The sequence below is a fragment of the Microbacterium sp. Leaf159 genome (assembly GCF_001423615.1).
In the GTDB taxonomy this organism is placed as follows: Bacteria; Actinomycetota; Actinomycetes; order Actinomycetales; family Microbacteriaceae; genus Microbacterium.
Map to the genome: position 1 here is coordinate 1,367,519 of NZ_LMOU01000001.1, position 14,694 is coordinate 1,382,212.

General features: G+C 69.8%; 11 protein-coding genes. 1 reads left to right on the forward strand and 10 read right to left on the reverse strand.

Features of this window, described 5'->3' with window-relative positions:
* Nucleotides 1–3: 3 nt before the first annotated feature.
* The 8 genes from ASF80_RS06545 to gabT all read right to left on the reverse strand — a co-directional run bounded on the left by ASF80_RS06545 (nucleotide 4) and on the right by gabT (nucleotide 10,999).
* Nucleotides 4–807: a hypothetical protein gene (locus ASF80_RS06545; RefSeq protein ID WP_056309060.1), complete on the reverse strand. Its 804-nt coding sequence runs from the start codon at nucleotides 805–807 to the stop codon at nucleotides 4–6.
* Nucleotides 808–941: 134 nt separating this feature from the next.
* On the reverse strand, nucleotides 942–2,756 hold the full coding sequence (locus ASF80_RS06550) for an ABC transporter ATP-binding protein (RefSeq protein ID WP_056309062.1): 1,815 nt from the start codon (nucleotides 2,754–2,756) through the stop codon (nucleotides 942–944).
* A complete protein-coding gene (locus ASF80_RS06555; protein ID WP_056309063.1) occupies nucleotides 2,753–4,693 on the reverse strand; it encodes an ABC transporter ATP-binding protein in 1,941 nt (646 codons plus the stop codon). The genes ASF80_RS06550 and ASF80_RS06555 overlap by 4 nt, the downstream gene beginning before the upstream one ends.
* Nucleotides 4,694–4,963: 270 nt before the next feature.
* A complete protein-coding gene (locus ASF80_RS06560; RefSeq protein ID WP_056309065.1) occupies nucleotides 4,964–5,461 on the reverse strand; it encodes a methylated-DNA--[protein]-cysteine S-methyltransferase in 498 nt (165 codons plus the stop codon).
* Complete coding sequence (locus ASF80_RS06565) at nucleotides 5,458–6,969, reverse strand: DNA-3-methyladenine glycosylase 2 family protein (RefSeq protein ID WP_056309067.1); 1,512 nt, start codon at nucleotides 6,967–6,969, stop codon at nucleotides 5,458–5,460. The genes ASF80_RS06560 and ASF80_RS06565 overlap by 4 nt, the downstream gene beginning before the upstream one ends.
* Nucleotides 6,970–7,047: 78 nt before the next feature.
* Complete coding sequence (locus tag ASF80_RS06570) at nucleotides 7,048–8,496, reverse strand: aldehyde dehydrogenase family protein (RefSeq protein WP_056309069.1); 1,449 nt, start codon at nucleotides 8,494–8,496, stop codon at nucleotides 7,048–7,050.
* Nucleotides 8,493–9,677: an acyl-CoA dehydrogenase family protein gene (locus ASF80_RS06575; protein WP_056309071.1), complete on the reverse strand. Its 1,185-nt coding sequence runs from the start codon at nucleotides 9,675–9,677 to the stop codon at nucleotides 8,493–8,495. Before ASF80_RS06575 ends, ASF80_RS06570 begins: the two co-directional genes overlap by 4 nt.
* The gene (gene gabT, locus ASF80_RS06580) at nucleotides 9,674–10,999 is read right to left on the reverse strand and encodes a 4-aminobutyrate--2-oxoglutarate transaminase (RefSeq protein WP_056309073.1); all 1,326 of its coding nucleotides are present in this window, start codon (nucleotides 10,997–10,999) and stop codon (nucleotides 9,674–9,676) included. Before gabT ends, ASF80_RS06575 begins: the two co-directional genes overlap by 4 nt.
* An 89-nt stretch (nucleotides 11,000–11,088) precedes the next feature.
* Between gabT and ASF80_RS06585 the strand changes: the two genes are divergently transcribed.
* A complete protein-coding gene (locus ASF80_RS06585) occupies nucleotides 11,089–12,438 on the forward strand; it encodes a PucR family transcriptional regulator (protein ID WP_056309074.1) in 1,350 nt (449 codons plus the stop codon).
* Here the strand turns inward: ASF80_RS06585 and ASF80_RS06590 are convergent.
* Nucleotides 12,435–13,586, reverse strand: a complete 1,152-nt coding sequence (locus tag ASF80_RS06590; protein WP_235559901.1) for a CaiB/BaiF CoA transferase family protein — start codon at nucleotides 13,584–13,586, stop codon at nucleotides 12,435–12,437. The genes ASF80_RS06585 and ASF80_RS06590 overlap by 4 nt on opposite strands.
* A complete protein-coding gene (locus ASF80_RS06595; protein ID WP_162239113.1) occupies nucleotides 13,583–14,602 on the reverse strand; it encodes a LacI family DNA-binding transcriptional regulator in 1,020 nt (339 codons plus the stop codon). The genes ASF80_RS06590 and ASF80_RS06595 overlap by 4 nt, the downstream gene beginning before the upstream one ends.
* Nucleotides 14,603–14,694: the final 92 nt, after the last annotated feature.

Consider the following 14,694-nt stretch of genomic DNA (forward strand, 5'->3'; position numbering starts at 1 on the left):
CGGTCAGTGCTTGTCAGGGCGCTTGCGGGCGTTCCAGGCGGCGAGCGCGGATGCCGCGGCACCCGCTGCACGATCGATGGCGTCGGTGGAGCGGCTGATCATGTCCTGCGCGGCATCCTGCCAGGCCGATGACGGCTGCGGCGCCTCACCCGCCTGGACCCTCGCCGAATGCTCCGCGGCTTCGAAGGCGCGCTCGAGGTCGGCCACCGCATCGCGATACGCGGCGTAGTCCGTGGGGCTGACCCGACCGGTTGCCGCTCTCCGAGCCTCGACCGCGTTCCCGGCAGCGCGGAGGTACTCGGCCGTGGCCGGCTGCTTGACGTCGGTCATGGCCGGGTAGGCGATCTGGAGCCCCGCGTCGGTCTCGTACCGCATCCAGCGCACCACGATCGCGTCATGCTGCGCCTGCAGCCGCTCGAGTGGACGCGGCGCGGATGCCGCGGGGATCGCCGCGCGAGCGGCGCTGAGCCGCACCTGCTTGGCACGGACATCGGCGTTCGCGGCCTTCGCGTCGTTCTCCTTGGCGCGGAGCATCCGCTTGGCTCCGGCTACCTGGTCGGGCGTCGCGCGGCGCGCACTGCGCTCGGCAGAGATGCGAGCGACGTCGGCTCTGGCCAGCTTCACAGCCATCCGTCGTTCGACGACCGCCTGCTGCGCGGCCTTGAGATCGTGGCGGGCGGCGTCGTACTCGAGTCGGCGCCCGCTCTTCGTGCTGCGGCGACGGAGTCCGACCGCGCCGGCGACAGCTCCACCCGCGGCGACAGGCGCGATCCACCACAACTCGACGGCGAGCAGCAGCGGGTCCATACTCCGATGCTACCCAGACCGGCGCATCACCGCTCCGGCGGCCCGACGGGAGAGCCGCCGAAGAATGACCGAGGCCGCGACCGGTGAACGGTCGCGGCCTCGATATCAGGCACGAGCTCGCAGGCCCGTCCCGTTCACACCAGCGTCTGCTGCCAGGCGGCGTGCAGCTGGGCGAACTTGCCCGTGCCGCTGATCAGCGTCTCGGGGGTGTCGTCCTCGATGATCTCCCCGTGCTCCATCACCAGCACCCGATCGGCGATCGCGACCGTCGACAGGCGGTGCGCGATGATGATCGCCGTGCGGTCTTTCAGCAGTGTCTGCAGAGCATCCTGGATCAGGCGCTCCGACGGGATGTCGAGCGACGCCGTGGCCTCGTCGAGGATCAGCACCGCGGGGTCGGCGAGGAAGGCGCGGGCGAACGAGATCAGCTGACGCTGACCCGCCGAGACGCGACCGCCGCGCTTGTTCACGTCGGTGCCGTAGCCGTCGGGCAGCGACGAGATGAACTCGTCGGCACCCACCGCGCGGGCCGCCGCCCTGATCTCGTCGAGCGAGGCGTCGGGCTTTCCGAGGGCGATGTTGTCGGCGACCGTGCCGCTGAACAGGTAGGCCTCCTGCGTCACCATGACGATCGCGCGGCGGAGATCCTTCGGATGCAGGTTGCGCAGGTCGACGCCGTCGAGCGTCACCTTTCCGATCGAGGGGTCGTAGAAACGCGAGATCAGCTTCGCCAGCGTCGACTTGCCCGCGCCGGTGGTGCCGACGAGGGCGATCGTCTGCCCCGCGGGGATGTCGAGCGAGAAGTTCGGCAGGATCGTCTTCTCGCCGTTGTATCCGAACGTCACCTCGTTGAACTCGATGTGCCCGCGAGACTCCCAGAGGTCGACCGGCTTCTCGGGGTCCGGAACCGTCGGCACCTCCTCGAGCACACCCGACACCTTCTCCAAGGCCGCGGTGGCCGACTGGTAGGAGTTCAGGAACATCGCGATCTCCTGCATCGGTGCGAAGAAGTTGCGCACGTACAGCACCGCCGACAGCAGCACACCGACCGTGAGGGCACCCTCGGACACCCGGATGCCTCCCCACAGCACGACGATGCCGAGGACGAGGGCTGCGACACCCATCAGCCCGGGCTCGAACGTGCCGAACAGCAGCATCGAGCGACGGTTGACATCGCGGTACTCCCCCGCGATCTTCTGGAACGCGACGTCGTTGCGCGGCTCCTTGCGGAACGCCTTGACCGCACGGATGCCCGTCATGGTCTCGACGAACTGCACGATCACCTTCGCGCTGATCACGCGGGACTCGCGGTAGACCAGCTGCGAACGCGAGTAGAACCAGCGCATCAGGAAGAACAGCGGAACGCCGCCGATCGCGAGGATGAGTCCCGACTGCCAATCCCACACGCACAGGGCGATGAAGGTGAAGAGCCCGAACAGCACGCCGGAGACGAGCTCGTTGAGACCGCCGTCGAGGAGCTCCCTGATCGAGTCGAGGTCGCTCGTCTGTCGCGAGATGATGCGCCCCGAGGTGTACGACTCGTGGAACTCCAGGCTCAGGCGCTGGGTGTGCAGGAAGATCCTCTTGCGCAGGTCCAGCAGCACGGCCTGCGTGAGCTTGGCCGCGATGATCACGTACCAGGCGATCATCGCCGCTGCGACGGCACCCGCGAGCAGGTAGACGCCGCCGATCATGAAGGTCGGCATCCAGTCGGCGCGCTCGAGCACGGCGGGCAGCGCACGGTCGAGGCCGATGCTGATCAGGATCGGCCCGGCCACCTGCAGTGCGGTCGAGATCACCAGCACGACCGCGGCGAGCGCGATCCTCGGCTTCAGCGGCTGGACGAGCGAGCCCAGCAGGTGCAGCGACCGGCGACGGATCGCCCTGCTCTCCTCCTTGGTGTAGCGGGAGCGGTCTTCGTCCTGCGTTCCGGTGATGGCGGAGCTCATCGCTGCACCTCCTTCTCGGTGATGATGTCTTCGTCGGCGGATTCCTCGCGGATCCCGTCGCGGACTACGGCCTCGACCTCGTCGATCTCGTCGTCCTCCTCGCGGATGATCGGGATCGCTCCGGTACGCGCGGCTTCCTCCGCCTCGAGGCTCGAGATGACGTGGCGGTAGTGGCGGCTCGTCTTGAGCAGCTCGGAGTGGGTGCCGACGGCCGTGACGCGGCCCGCTTCGAGCAGCGCCACGCGGTCGGCGAGGGCCACGGTCGACGGGCGGTGGGCCACGATCATGGCCGTGGTGTCGGCCAGCACGTGACGCAGCGCCTCTTCGACGAGCGCCTCGGTGTCGACGTCGAGCGCAGACAGCGGGTCGTCGAGGACGAGGACCTTGGGGTTGGCCGCGACGGCGCGAGCGAGCGCCAGACGCTGACGCTGACCGCCGGAGAGGCTGAGTCCCTCTTCGCCGATGATCGTCTCGACGCCGTCGGGGAGCGAGTCCACGAATGCCGCCTGGGCGACGTCGAGAGCTTCGCGCAGCACCCGCTCGGCCTCGTCGCTGTGCACGTCGAGGTCAGCTCGTCCGAGCAGCACGTTCTCACGCACGGTCGCCGAGAACAGCGTCGCGTCCTCGAAGGCCATGGCGATGTGCTGACGCAGCTCGGCGAGCGGCAGGTCGCGCACGTCGACGCCGTCGAGCGTGACACGGCCGCCGGTGACGTCGTACAGACGCGTGGGCAGGGTGGTCAGCGTGGTCTTGCCGCTGCCGGTGAGGCCGACGAGCGCCATGGTCTCGCCGGGGCGCAGCACCAGGTCGATGCCGTCGAGCAGATCGCGCTCGTGCGCTCCCGCATCCTGGTAGCGGAAGTGCGCTCCCTCGAACGCGAGCTCACCACGGGGCTCCGCGATGTGCACGGGGTTCTCGGGGTCGGTGATCGAGTTCGTCTCCGAGTAGATGTCGAACACACGGTCGGTCGCCGTGCGCGCGTCGAGCATGAACGAGAACAGGAATCCGATCGACTCGATCGGCCACCGCAGCACGACCGCCATCGCGAAGAACGCGAACAGCTGCGCCTGGTCGATCTCGCCCTGCGAGATCAGCCAGATGCCCGACATCAGACTCAGACCGAAGGCGATCTGCGGCATCAGGTCGAGCCAGAACCAGATCGACGCGATCGCGCCGGCCTTGCTCATCTCGGTCTCTCGCAGCGTCTCGGCCTGGCGGCTGAAGCGGCTGAGCGCGTGCTTGCCGCGACCGAACGCCTTGAGCACGCGGATGCCGTGCACGCTCTCCTCGACGCTGGTCGCGAGGTCGCCGGCCTGGTCCTGGCTGCGACGCGTGAGCGCCCCGTAGCGCTTCTCGAACAGGTAGCCGCGGATCCACAGCGGGATCGCGGTCACGATGAAGATGACGCCCAGCAGCCAGTGCCAGCGGAACAGCAGCACCGAGCCGATCACGATCGTGAGGATGTTGACCACGAGCAGCACGAGGCCGAACGCGAGCCACCGGCGGATGAGGCCGATGTCCTGCATCATTCGGCTCAGCAGCTGACCCGACTGCCAGCGGTCGTGGAACGAGACCGGGAGCGTCTGCAGGCGCGAGTACAGCTCGGTGCGCATCTTGTACTCGACCTGCGTCGCCGGGTTGAGCACGAACTGACGACGCAACCACACCATCAGAGCCTCACCGAGGGCGAGGCCGAAGACGGCGAGCGCACCCCAGGCGATGCCTTCGAGCGCACCCGCCTGAACGGGTCCGCGGATGATCTGCTCGAGCACGATCGGGATCATCAGGGCGATGATCGCGGCGACGAGAGCGCTGGCGGCGCCTCCGGCGAGCCGCCAGATGACCGGCTTGACGAAGGGCTTGAGGCGCCACAGTGCCGCGGGAGTGGAGAGCGTGGAGGACGGTGAGGCGTTCTGCGATGAAGGCGAGGAAGACATGTCTCTCAGACGAGTTTCGTATGGGGAAGCGGTTGCTGAAGGGGGCGGACGCGCGAACGGACTCTCGGAGTCCGGCGTCCGGTGCAGTCGTGCGTGCGGAAAGGGCTCTAGCGGAGCGGGCGCACCGGGGTCGAGCCGAGAGCGGCGATCTGCGCAGCGGCGATCGATGTCATGGTGTCCTCCTCAGGGGCTCGGCTATGTCGTCCGGTCGGTGCGACAGCCCACCAGCCTATTCCTGTGAACCAGCTGACCGCAAGAGAGATTCCCGATTCAGCGAACTCCTGCTTCGCGCGCCAGCAGACTCGCCTTCACGCCGAGGCCCCAGGCAAACCCGCCGAGCGTGCCGTCGGAGCGCAGCACGCGATGGCATGGCACGAAGAGAGCCGGGGCGTTGCGCGCGCAGATCGAGGCCGCGGCCCGCACCGCACGAGGATTTCCGAGGCGTGCCGCGAACGACGTGTAGGTCAGCGGCTCCCCCGGCTCGATCTCCCGCAACGCCGACCATCCGGCCAGCTGCAGAGGCGTACCGGTCTGCGTCACCCCGACCGCGTCGATCGCCGACAGGTCTCCCTCGTAGAAGGCGCGGACCGCAGCAGCCGCCTCGGTCTCGCTCTCGCTGACCTCCGCCGGGCGCGCGGCTACCGAGAGACGCCCGACGATGGCTGCCTGGTCGCTCGTCCACCCGGAGGCGAGCACGCGCTGGCGATCGTCGGCGAGGATCGTGAAGGGGCCGTCGGGGGTGTCGAGGGTCTGGATGAGGGCGATCATGGCTTCTCCTTCGAAACGGCAGTCGCGACGGCGGTCGCGCTCTTGATGGTGGATGCTCGCGTCGGTCGCGGCGGCGCTGCGCGCCAGAGGTGTGCACTGAGGTAGCTGCGCCACGGAGCGACGCGCTCGGCCCAGGCCACCAACGGCATCGGATCGCCGGGGAGGCCCGACGCCGCAGCCCCCGCGCGCAGCGCGACATCACCGGGGAGCAGGATGTCGGGGTTGCCGAGCACGCGCATCCGTACGTAATCGGCCGTCCACGGGCCGATGCCGGGCATCGCGAGGAGCGCCGCCCGCTGCTCGACCCCATCGTCTCCGACCGTGAGCGGGAGCGACCCCTCGGCGAGGGCGGATGCTGCCCCGACGATCGCGCGGATGCGCGCACCAGGGCCTCGGAGCACCTCGGCGCCGTGCTCGGCGATCGCGGACATCGTGGGGAACAGCAGCCCGTGCTCGGTCCGCTCCCCCAACGCGTCGGTGAGAGCCGTGAGCGCAGTCCGTGCGGCGACGACGGTGATCTGCTGGCCGATCATGGCGCGGATCAGCATCTCGTGCGGATCCGCAGCCCCGGGCACACGGATGCCTGGCGTGCGGGCGACGAGAGGAGCGATCTCGGGATGCGAGCTCAGCGCCTCATCGACAGCGAGCGGGTCGGCGTCGAGATCGAAGATGCGTCGCGCGGTGGAGACGAGCGGGGCGAGGTCTCCGAGCTGCGTCACACGTGCGCGCAGATGCAGGCGTGCGGAGGGCTCCTGCCGCACCTCGAACCAGGCGGGACCGCCGGCCATCCGCAGATGCCGCGAGAACGACGTCACCGTCGCCTCTTCGACCCCCGACACCGCTCGCGCGGCCATCCACTGGAACACCCCGGATGCGTCGAGCGGCCCCCGGTACGGCAGGACGAGGTCGATCGACCCAGGGGCGGCGGATGCCGGCATCCGCCGCCGAGCCCTGAGCTCACCCGGGGTCAGCCCGAAGACCTCGCGGATCGTGTCGTTGCACTGCCGGATGCTCGCGAATCCGGCCGAGAAGGCGACGTCGGAGACGGGCATCTCGGTGCCGACGAGCAGCATCCGCGCGGTGTGAGCACGGTGTGCGCGGGCGAGAGCGAGCGGACCCGCGCCGAGCTCGGTCGACAGCAGCCGAGTGAGGTGCCGTGTCGAGTATCCGAGGCGCATGGCGAGGCCGGACACCCCCTCGCGCTCGACGACGCCCGAGGAGATCAGGCGCATCGCCCGAGCAGCGACGTCGCTGCGCAGATCCCACGCGGGTGACCCGGGGGCCGCCTCAGGGAGGCAGCGCTTGCAGGCGCGGAAGCCCGCTTCGTGGGCGGCAGCGCTGGTCGGGTAGAAGGTGACGTTCTGCGGCTTGGGCGTGCGCGCGGGGCAGCTCGGACGGCAGTAGATGCCGGTCGAGCGCACCGCGGTCACGAACTGGCCGTCGAAGCGGGTGTCGCGCGCGCTGATGGCGCGATACCGCTCGTCGAAGTCGGTCACGGGGAAGCTCATGCCTCCACTCTGTCACGCGCCACCGACCCCGACTGGCGGAAATCGGACATCGCAGTGAGTGCCTCGGCGGCCGCCGGATCAGCCCTTCAGATAGACCGTGGCCGTCTCGGTGAAGAACTCCCGGGCCGCGGCCCCCTGCTCCTTCGGCCCGAGCGCACTCGCACCGCTGCCGCCGAACGGCACGTGCAGATCGGCACCGGCCGACGCCGAGTTGATGTGCACGACACCCGCCCTGATGTCCTCGATCGCGCTGAGCGCGTCCGCGAGACCGGTCGTGAAGACGGCGGTCGAGAGGCCGTATTCGCTGTCGTTGACGAGCGCGATCCCCGCTTCGGTGCTCGAGACCCTGCGCACTCCGATCACGGGGCCGAACAGCTCCTCCGTCCACAGCTCGCCAGGGTCGTCCTCGTTCAGCTCGAACACCGACGGCGCGATGAAGTAGCCGTCGTCGAGGGCCCCGGGCCCATACGGTTCCGGAGCGACCACCGCTGTCGCCGAGATTCGAGCGCGCGCGATGGCGGCCGCGACGCGGTCCCGCGCGGCGGCATCGACGACGGGCCCGACCTCGACCGCCTGATCCTGGGCGTCGCCCACGACCATCCGCTCGGTGCGTGCCGCGAGCCGACGCAGGAACTCGTCGGCGACCGCGTCGTGCACGATCACCCGAGACGTGGCGGTGCACTTCTGTCCGGCGGCACGGAACGCTCCGATCGCCACCTGCTCGACGGCGACGTCGAGGTCGGCATCGGCGAGCACGAGCGACGCGTTCTTGCCGCCGAGCTCGCCCTGGAACGGCACGCCGCGGGCGGCCAGCTGCGCGGCGATGATCCTGCCGACCTTCGTGGAGCCCGTGAAGGTCACCGCGTCGACATCCGGATGCGAGACGATCGCCTCTCCTACGGCGGCCGTTCCGTTCACGAGGTTCAATACGCCCCGAGGCAGTCCCGCCTGCTCGAGCGCCTCCGCGAATCGCATCGCGAGCACGGGCACGAACGTCGCGGGCTTCCAGACCACCGTGTTGCCCCAGACGAGGGCGGGAGCGAGCTTCCACGCCGGAATCGAGATCGGGAAGTTGAACGGCGTGATCGCCCCGACGACCCCCACGGCCCGCCGGATCACGAGGATGCGCTCGCCCGGCGTCGGGGACTCGAAGACGCCGCCGCTCTGGCGGTCGACCTCCTGCGCGTGGAAGCGGAGGATGTTCGCGGAATGCCCGGTCTCGGCGATCGCCTCGACGAGCGTCTTGCCCTCTTCGCGGGCCAGCTCCCTCCCCCACTCCTCGCGATGCGCCTCGATGATGTCGGCTGCGCGAAGCAGGATGCCGGCGCGTGCGCGTGCCGGTGTGCGACGCCAGCCGTCGAACGCCGCGCGGGCCGCCACATAGGCGCGGTCGACATCGGCATCCGACGCTCCCGGCCCCTCGGCGACGACGTCGGACGGTCGGCTCGGATTGACGTCGACGAGGGGTTCTCCCCCGCCCTCGACCCAGGATCCGTCGATGAAGTGGCGCAGGGCGATGACGGTCATGATGCTCCCTCGGTGATGGTGCTGCGGAAGGCGGAGAAGCCGGTGATGTGGGCCCCCAGCACGAGCGTGTGCACCTCGTCGGTGCCCTCGTACGTGCGGACGGACTCGAGGTTGGCGGCGTGACGCAGTGGTGAGTAGTCGCCGGACACCCCGTTGCCCCCGAGGACGGTCCGCGCCTCGCGGGCGATCGCGATGGCCGCTCTGGTGTTGCTGAGCTTGGCGACCGAGATCTGATGCGGCGCGAGCTTTCCCGCATCCTTCAGCCTGCCCAGGCGCAGAGCGAGCAGCTGGGCCTTCTCGATCTCGACGGCCATGTCGACGAGCTTCTGCTGGGTGAGCTGGAACGCGGCGATCGGCTGGTTGAACTGGATGCGGGTGCGGGAGTACGACAGTGCCGTGGCGTAGCTGTCGCGAGCAGCGCCGATGACACCCCAGCCGATGCCGTACCGTGCCTCGTTCAGACATGAGAACGGGGCCCTGAGGCCGCGTGCCTCCGGCAACTGCGCGGTCGCAGGCAGGCGCACGTCGGTGAGCGTGATGTCGCACTGGATCGATGCGCGCATCGAGAGCTTCGGCGCGATCGGCGTCGCGACGAACCCGTCGGAATCGGTGGGCACGATGAAGCCGCGAACGCCGTCATCCGTCTGCGCCCAGATGATCGCGACCTGCGCGATCGAGGCGAGACCGATCCACCGCTTCGCTCCGTTGATCACCCACCCGTCGCCGTCGCGACGCGCGAACGTGGTCATGCTCGACGGATCGGATCCGGAGTTGGGCTCGGTGAGCCCGAAGCATCCGATGACCTCGCCGCGTGCCATGCGCGGCAGCCACTCCTGCTTCTGCTCCTCGCTGCCGTGCTTGTGGATCGCGCTCATCGCCAGCGATCCCTGTACCGACACGAACGTGCGCAGACCCGAGTCGCCCGCTTCGAGCTCCATCGCGGCGAGTCCGTACTCGACGGCGCTTCGACCGGCGCAGCCGTATCCCGAGAGATGCATGCCGAGCAGTCCGAGCTCCGCCATCTCCGGCACGAGCTCGGTCGGGAAGATCGCGCGGTCGTACCAGTCGGCGATGTGGGGACGGATGCGGGCGTCGACGAAGGCACGCACACGGTCGCGCGTCGCCCGTTCGTCGTCGCTGAGCATCTCGTCGAAGTCGAGCAGGTCGGGAACTTCGGTCATGCTGCGGCCTCCTCGGCGGCGATGGAGCGGATGGAACGGCTGAGGATCTCGAGCCCGGTCTCGAGCACGGCCGGCTCGATAACGAGCGGTGGGAGCAGGCGGATGACGTTACCGTGCGTGCCGCAGGTCAGCGTGAGCACGCCCGCGGCGTGGCAGGCGGCGGTGACGCGCTGAGCGAGGTCGGCGCGCGGCGCGAGCGTGTCGGGGTCGGCGAACTCGAGGGCCATCATCGCTCCTCGCCCTCGCACCTCGGCGATCACCGGGAACTCGGCGAGAAGCGGCTCGAGGTGGGCCCGGATGCTCTGTTCGATGCGCGCCACGCCCGGCAGCAGTTCGGGGTCATCCAGCACGTCGAAGACGGCGAGCGCCGCGGCGCAGGCGAGGGGGTTTCCCGCGTACGTGCCGCCGAGGCCGCCCGTGTGCGCGGCGTCCATGATCTCGGCGCGGCCCGTGACAGCGCTCAGCGGCAGCCCGCCACCGAGGGCTTTGGCCGTGAGCGTGATGTCGCCCGCGACCCCCTCGTGCTCGCTCGCGAAGAGGCGACCTGTGCGACCGAGGCCGCTCTGGATCTCGTCGATGACGAGCACGATCCCGTGCGCGTCCGCGATCCGGCGAAGCCCCGGAAGGAACCCTTCGGCGGGGACGATGAATCCGCCCTCGCCCTGGATGGGCTCGACGACGAGCGCGGCGAAATGGTCGGCGCCGTGCTCGATGATGATCCGCTCGATCTCGGCGAGTGCGGCATCGGCGCCCTCGCCACGCAGCGGGTTGGCGTTCGGCCCCCGCACGACATCGTTCGGGAAGGGGCCGAACGTGGTCTTGTACGGGTGCTCCTTGGCGGTCATCGCCATGGTCAGCAGGGAACGGCCGTGGTAGGCCTCGTCGATCACGAGCACCCCCGGTCGGCCGGTGTGCGCCCGGGCGATCTTCACCGCGTTCTCGACGGCTTCGGCACCCGTGCTGAACAGGGCGGTGCGCTTGTCGAAGTCGCCGGGCACGTGGGCGTTGAGCCATTCGGCCACCCGCACGAACCCTTCGTACTCGGTCACCATGAAGCAGGTGTGGGTGAAGAGGTCGAGCTGGGCGGCGACGTTCTCGCGCACTCGAGGATTCGCCGCACCGACGCTGGTGACGGCGATGCCAGAGGCGAGATCGATGAGCGTGTTGCCGTCGACGTCCTCGAGCGTCGAGGTGCCGGCGCGCGCGATGAAGACGGGAAGGGTGATTCCGAAACCGGAGGCGACGGCGGCGGTGCGCTGAGCGTGGAGCTCGCGCGATCGCGGCCCGGGGATCTCGGTGATCAGATGCGGAGCGGAGGTCATGAGGACGACGCTAGATCGCGCCGGAGGCGACAGAGGCAACACTTCGCCCAGTCTTGATACCCACCCTGTGCGTACTGCACAATGGCGGCATGGTCTCGCTGGGTGAACTCGCTCTCGCATCGGGGCCTTCGCTGCGCCCGCTCGCACCGTTCGACGCCGCACGCAGCATCACCGGGGTGCATGTCTCGGAGCTCGACGACCCCGGTCGCTATCTCGACGGCGGCGAACTGCTGCTCACCACCGGCATCCCGTTGCACTCCCACTCGGCCGAGGCCTACGTCGACAGACTCGCCGATCAGGGCATCGGCGCGATCGGGATCGGTCTCGGCGAGGGGTGGGAGCACGCGCCGCACGCGCTGGTGGAGCGCTGCCGCGCGACCGGCATACCGATCTTCGAAGTGCCGGACGGCGTCCCGTTCCTCGACGTCTCCCGAGCGTTCTGGTCGCTCGCGGGCCGCGGCGGCCAGGAGGAGGCGATGCGCACCGCGCATGCCCACACCCGTCTCGTGCAGGCCGCGGCCGGGCCTGATCCGATCACCGCGGTCGTGCGGGTGATGGCGCAGGCCATCGGCGGATGGGTCGCGTGGCTGCCGATCGGCCCTGGCGGCTCGACGGACATCCTGCACCCCCCGTCGCTCGAGGGGATGCTGCCCTCCGTGCGCGCAGACGTGGAGAGGTCGCTGCTGCGCTCCGGCGTCGAGGCGGCCTCGTTCGTCTCGCACGGTTCGACGGTCGTCGCCCATGCGGTGACAGACGGCGAACGCACCCGCGGTGCGCTCGCGCTCGGCGCGGGCAGACCTTTCGGCAGCTCGGATCGCCAACTCGCCCTCACCGCCACCGCATTGCTGCGGCTGCTGAGCGCGCACGAGCGAGGAGGCCCGACGCCCGAGGAATGGATCGCTGAGCTCGCGATTCGCGGCGAACCCGCAGCGGCCCGCGCCCTCGCCGGCGCCTCCGGCATCGAGATGCCGATGCTCTTCCGCGTCCTGGCCGGGGTCCGTGCGACCGTCGACGGAGGATTCGGCGCCGGGGCCCCGCATGCGGGCGTGCACCTCACCCTGCTCTCCGCCGAGGCAGACGCGACGCCCGATTCCGGAGTCCTCAGCGCGCCCGTCGGACTGGAAGACGTCGCTGCCGCGGCAGCCCGAGTCGTCGCCCTCCACCGCGCCGATCCCGGCGCAGGAGCCCGCACCGATCCGGATTCGCGCTCACGCCGCTGGGCCGACCTGCTGGCGCACACCGAGCCGGAACTGCGGCGCACGGTCATCGCGTACCTGCGCAACCGTCATCAGGCCGAGCGGACGGCACGGGAACTCGGCGTGCACCGGAACACCATCCGGCCGAGGATCACCACAGCCGAGAGGATGCTCGACGCCTCGCTCGATGACCCGGATGTCGCGGCCGAACTGTGGCTCGCACTCCGCGATGGCGGACTCTAGCGATCGGCGTCCAACCAGGCCCGCACGGACTCGTCATGCTCGCCGAGCCGTGGGGGTGCCGACGCCGTCACCGGGATCGCCGGAGACCAGGTGAGCGGTGAGCGGATCTGCCTCGACCGACGCCCGTCCTCGCCGACGGCGTCCCACACGGGCTCGAGCCCGAGCTCCTCGGCGAGCGCGATCCCGTCGCCGATCGAGTTGACGACGCCGGCGGCCACGCCGATGCGATTCAGCCTCGCAGCCCACGCCGCCGCCGTGTCCGCAGCCAGCGCGGACTCGAGCGCGACGACGAGTTCCTCGCGATGCGCGACGCGGTCGGGGTTTCGCAGGAACCGCGGATCGGCGGCGAGCTGCGGGCATCCGAGTTCCGCGGTCATCCGGGCGAACTGTGCGTCGTTGCCGCAGGCGACAGCGATCGGCGCATCGGCGCATCGCAGCGATTCGTAGGGAGCGATCGACGGATGCCGGTTGCCCAGCCTTCCGGGCTCGGTACCCGCTCCGAGGTGCGCCGACATCTGGTTGACCAGCGCCGCCTGCAGGCTCGACAGCAGGTTGACGTCGATCCTCGAGCCGCGCCCCGTCAGCTCGCGCCTGCGGAGGGCCGCGAGGATGCCGATCACCGCGTCCTTGCCGGTCAGCACGTCGACCAGGGCGACGCCGGCCTTCATGGCATCGCCGCCGGTCTCGCCGGTGATGTGCATGAGGCCGCCGACCGCCTGGGCGACGAAGTCGTATCCGGGGAGCGCAGCGCCGTCCCCCAGCCCGAAGCCGCTGACCGAGACGTAGACGAGACCGGGATGCTCGGCGGCGAGAGAGTCCCAGTCGAACCCGAGTTTCGCGAAGAGCCCCGGTCGGAAGTTCTCGATGACCACATCGCTTCTCGCGATCAATTCGCGAGCGCGCGCCACATCGTCCGGATCGGTGAGGTCGAGAGCCACGGACTCCTTGCCGCGGTTGGCGGATTCGAAATACGTCGTGATCCCGGATTCGGCATAGGGCGGGCCCCACGCCCTCGTGTCGTCGCCCGTGCCGGGCCTCTCGACCTTGACGACCCGCGCCCCGAGATCGGCGAGGGTCATGGTCGCCAGCGGCCCCGCGAGCACGCGGGAGAAGTCCGCGACGACGATCCCGTCGAGCGGCGCGCTCACCGGCGCACCCGCAGCGCCTGCGAGGTGGACTCGCGAGCGACGACCGTGATCGGGAACTCCACATCGGTGCCGGATGCCACCCGGCCGTCGAGCAGGTCGATGAGCAGCTCGGCGCAGGCCACCCCCGAGTCGCGGGGGCGCAGATCGATCGAGGTGATCGACGGAGTCAGGAACGGCAGCGACGGATGATCGACGCACGAGACGACCGTGATGTCCTCGCCGACCGTGCGACCCAGGCGCCCGAGCACGGCGACGACCTCGATCGCACTCGAGTCCGGACCGCAGATGATCACGTCGGTGTCGGGATTCGTCTGCAGCAGCCGTTCGGTCGACTCGCGCACCGCGTGCCACGGCGCCTCGAACGAGATCGGCGCGATGACCGGATCGAGGCCGCGCGCCGCGCATCCCCTCCGATAGCCCGAGACCAGCTGGCGCGACCAGTCCGTCGCATCCGGGGCGACCAGCAACGCGGGATGCTGCGCCCGAGTGACGTCGATCTCGTCGAGGAGCCGGAGCATCGCCGCCTCGTGCGATGACCAGATGACGCCGTCGGGAACCCCCTCGATGTCGTCGGGCAGGTGCTCCTGGGTGACGATCGGGATGCCGGAGGCCATGAGCGACGGGAGCCCGGGGTCTCCCGACACCGGGTCGCCGATGATCAACCCGTCCGCCCGGATGGGCCGGGAACGGCCGGACGACGCCGACGGGCTCACGATGGTCACGTCGATGTCGTGGGCCGCCGCGCTCGTGACGATTCCGAAGGTGAACGCCGTGTAGTACGACGACCGGGACACGACCTCGGGGAGCACGATCCCGATGGTGCCGATCGCGCCGCCGCGGAGGTGTCGCGCCGCCGTGTTGACCGAGTACCCGAGCTCGGCTGCCGCCGTCAGCACGGCCTCCCGAGTGGCCGACGACACGCGACCGCCGCCGCTGAGCGCGTCGGACGCCGTGGTCTTTCCGACCCCCGCGCGCCGAGCGACATCGATCAATCTGGCGCGTCGTGGCTCTTGCATGCGGCCGAGTCTAGCCACACGGAGCAAGCCGTAATCCACTCGAAACACATCGGGTCTTGCGCCGTAACACGCTTTTCGCATACTTTTGCCGG

Bases quoted from the DNA above. Each gene is read 5' to 3' on its own strand.
- ASF80_RS06550 (WP_056309062.1), bottom strand. From the start codon at position 2,756: ATGAGCTCCGCCATCACCGGAACGCAGGACGAAGACCGCTCCCGCTAC.
- ASF80_RS06555 (WP_056309063.1), bottom strand. From the start codon at position 4,693: ATGTCTTCCTCGCCTTCATCGCAGAACGCCTCACCGTCCTCCACGCTC.
- ASF80_RS06575 (WP_056309071.1), bottom strand. From the start codon at position 9,677: ATGACCGAAGTTCCCGACCTGCTCGACTTCGACGAGATGCTCAGCGAC.
- ASF80_RS06570 (WP_056309069.1), bottom strand. From the start codon at position 8,496: ATGACCGTCATCGCCCTGCGCCACTTCATCGACGGATCCTGGGTCGAG.
- ASF80_RS06595 (WP_162239113.1), bottom strand. From the start codon at position 14,602: ATGCAAGAGCCACGACGCGCCAGATTGATCGATGTCGCTCGGCGCGCG.
- ASF80_RS06585 (WP_056309074.1), top strand. From the start codon at position 11,089: ATGGTCTCGCTGGGTGAACTCGCTCTCGCATCGGGGCCTTCGCTGCGC.
- gabT (WP_056309073.1), bottom strand. From the start codon at position 10,999: ATGACCTCCGCTCCGCATCTGATCACCGAGATCCCCGGGCCGCGATCG.
- ASF80_RS06560 (WP_056309065.1), bottom strand. From the start codon at position 5,461: ATGATCGCCCTCATCCAGACCCTCGACACCCCCGACGGCCCCTTCACG.
- ASF80_RS06545 (WP_056309060.1), bottom strand. From the start codon at position 807: ATGGACCCGCTGCTGCTCGCCGTCGAGTTGTGGTGGATCGCGCCTGTC.
- ASF80_RS06565 (WP_056309067.1), bottom strand. From the start codon at position 6,969: ATGAGCTTCCCCGTGACCGACTTCGACGAGCGGTATCGCGCCATCAGC.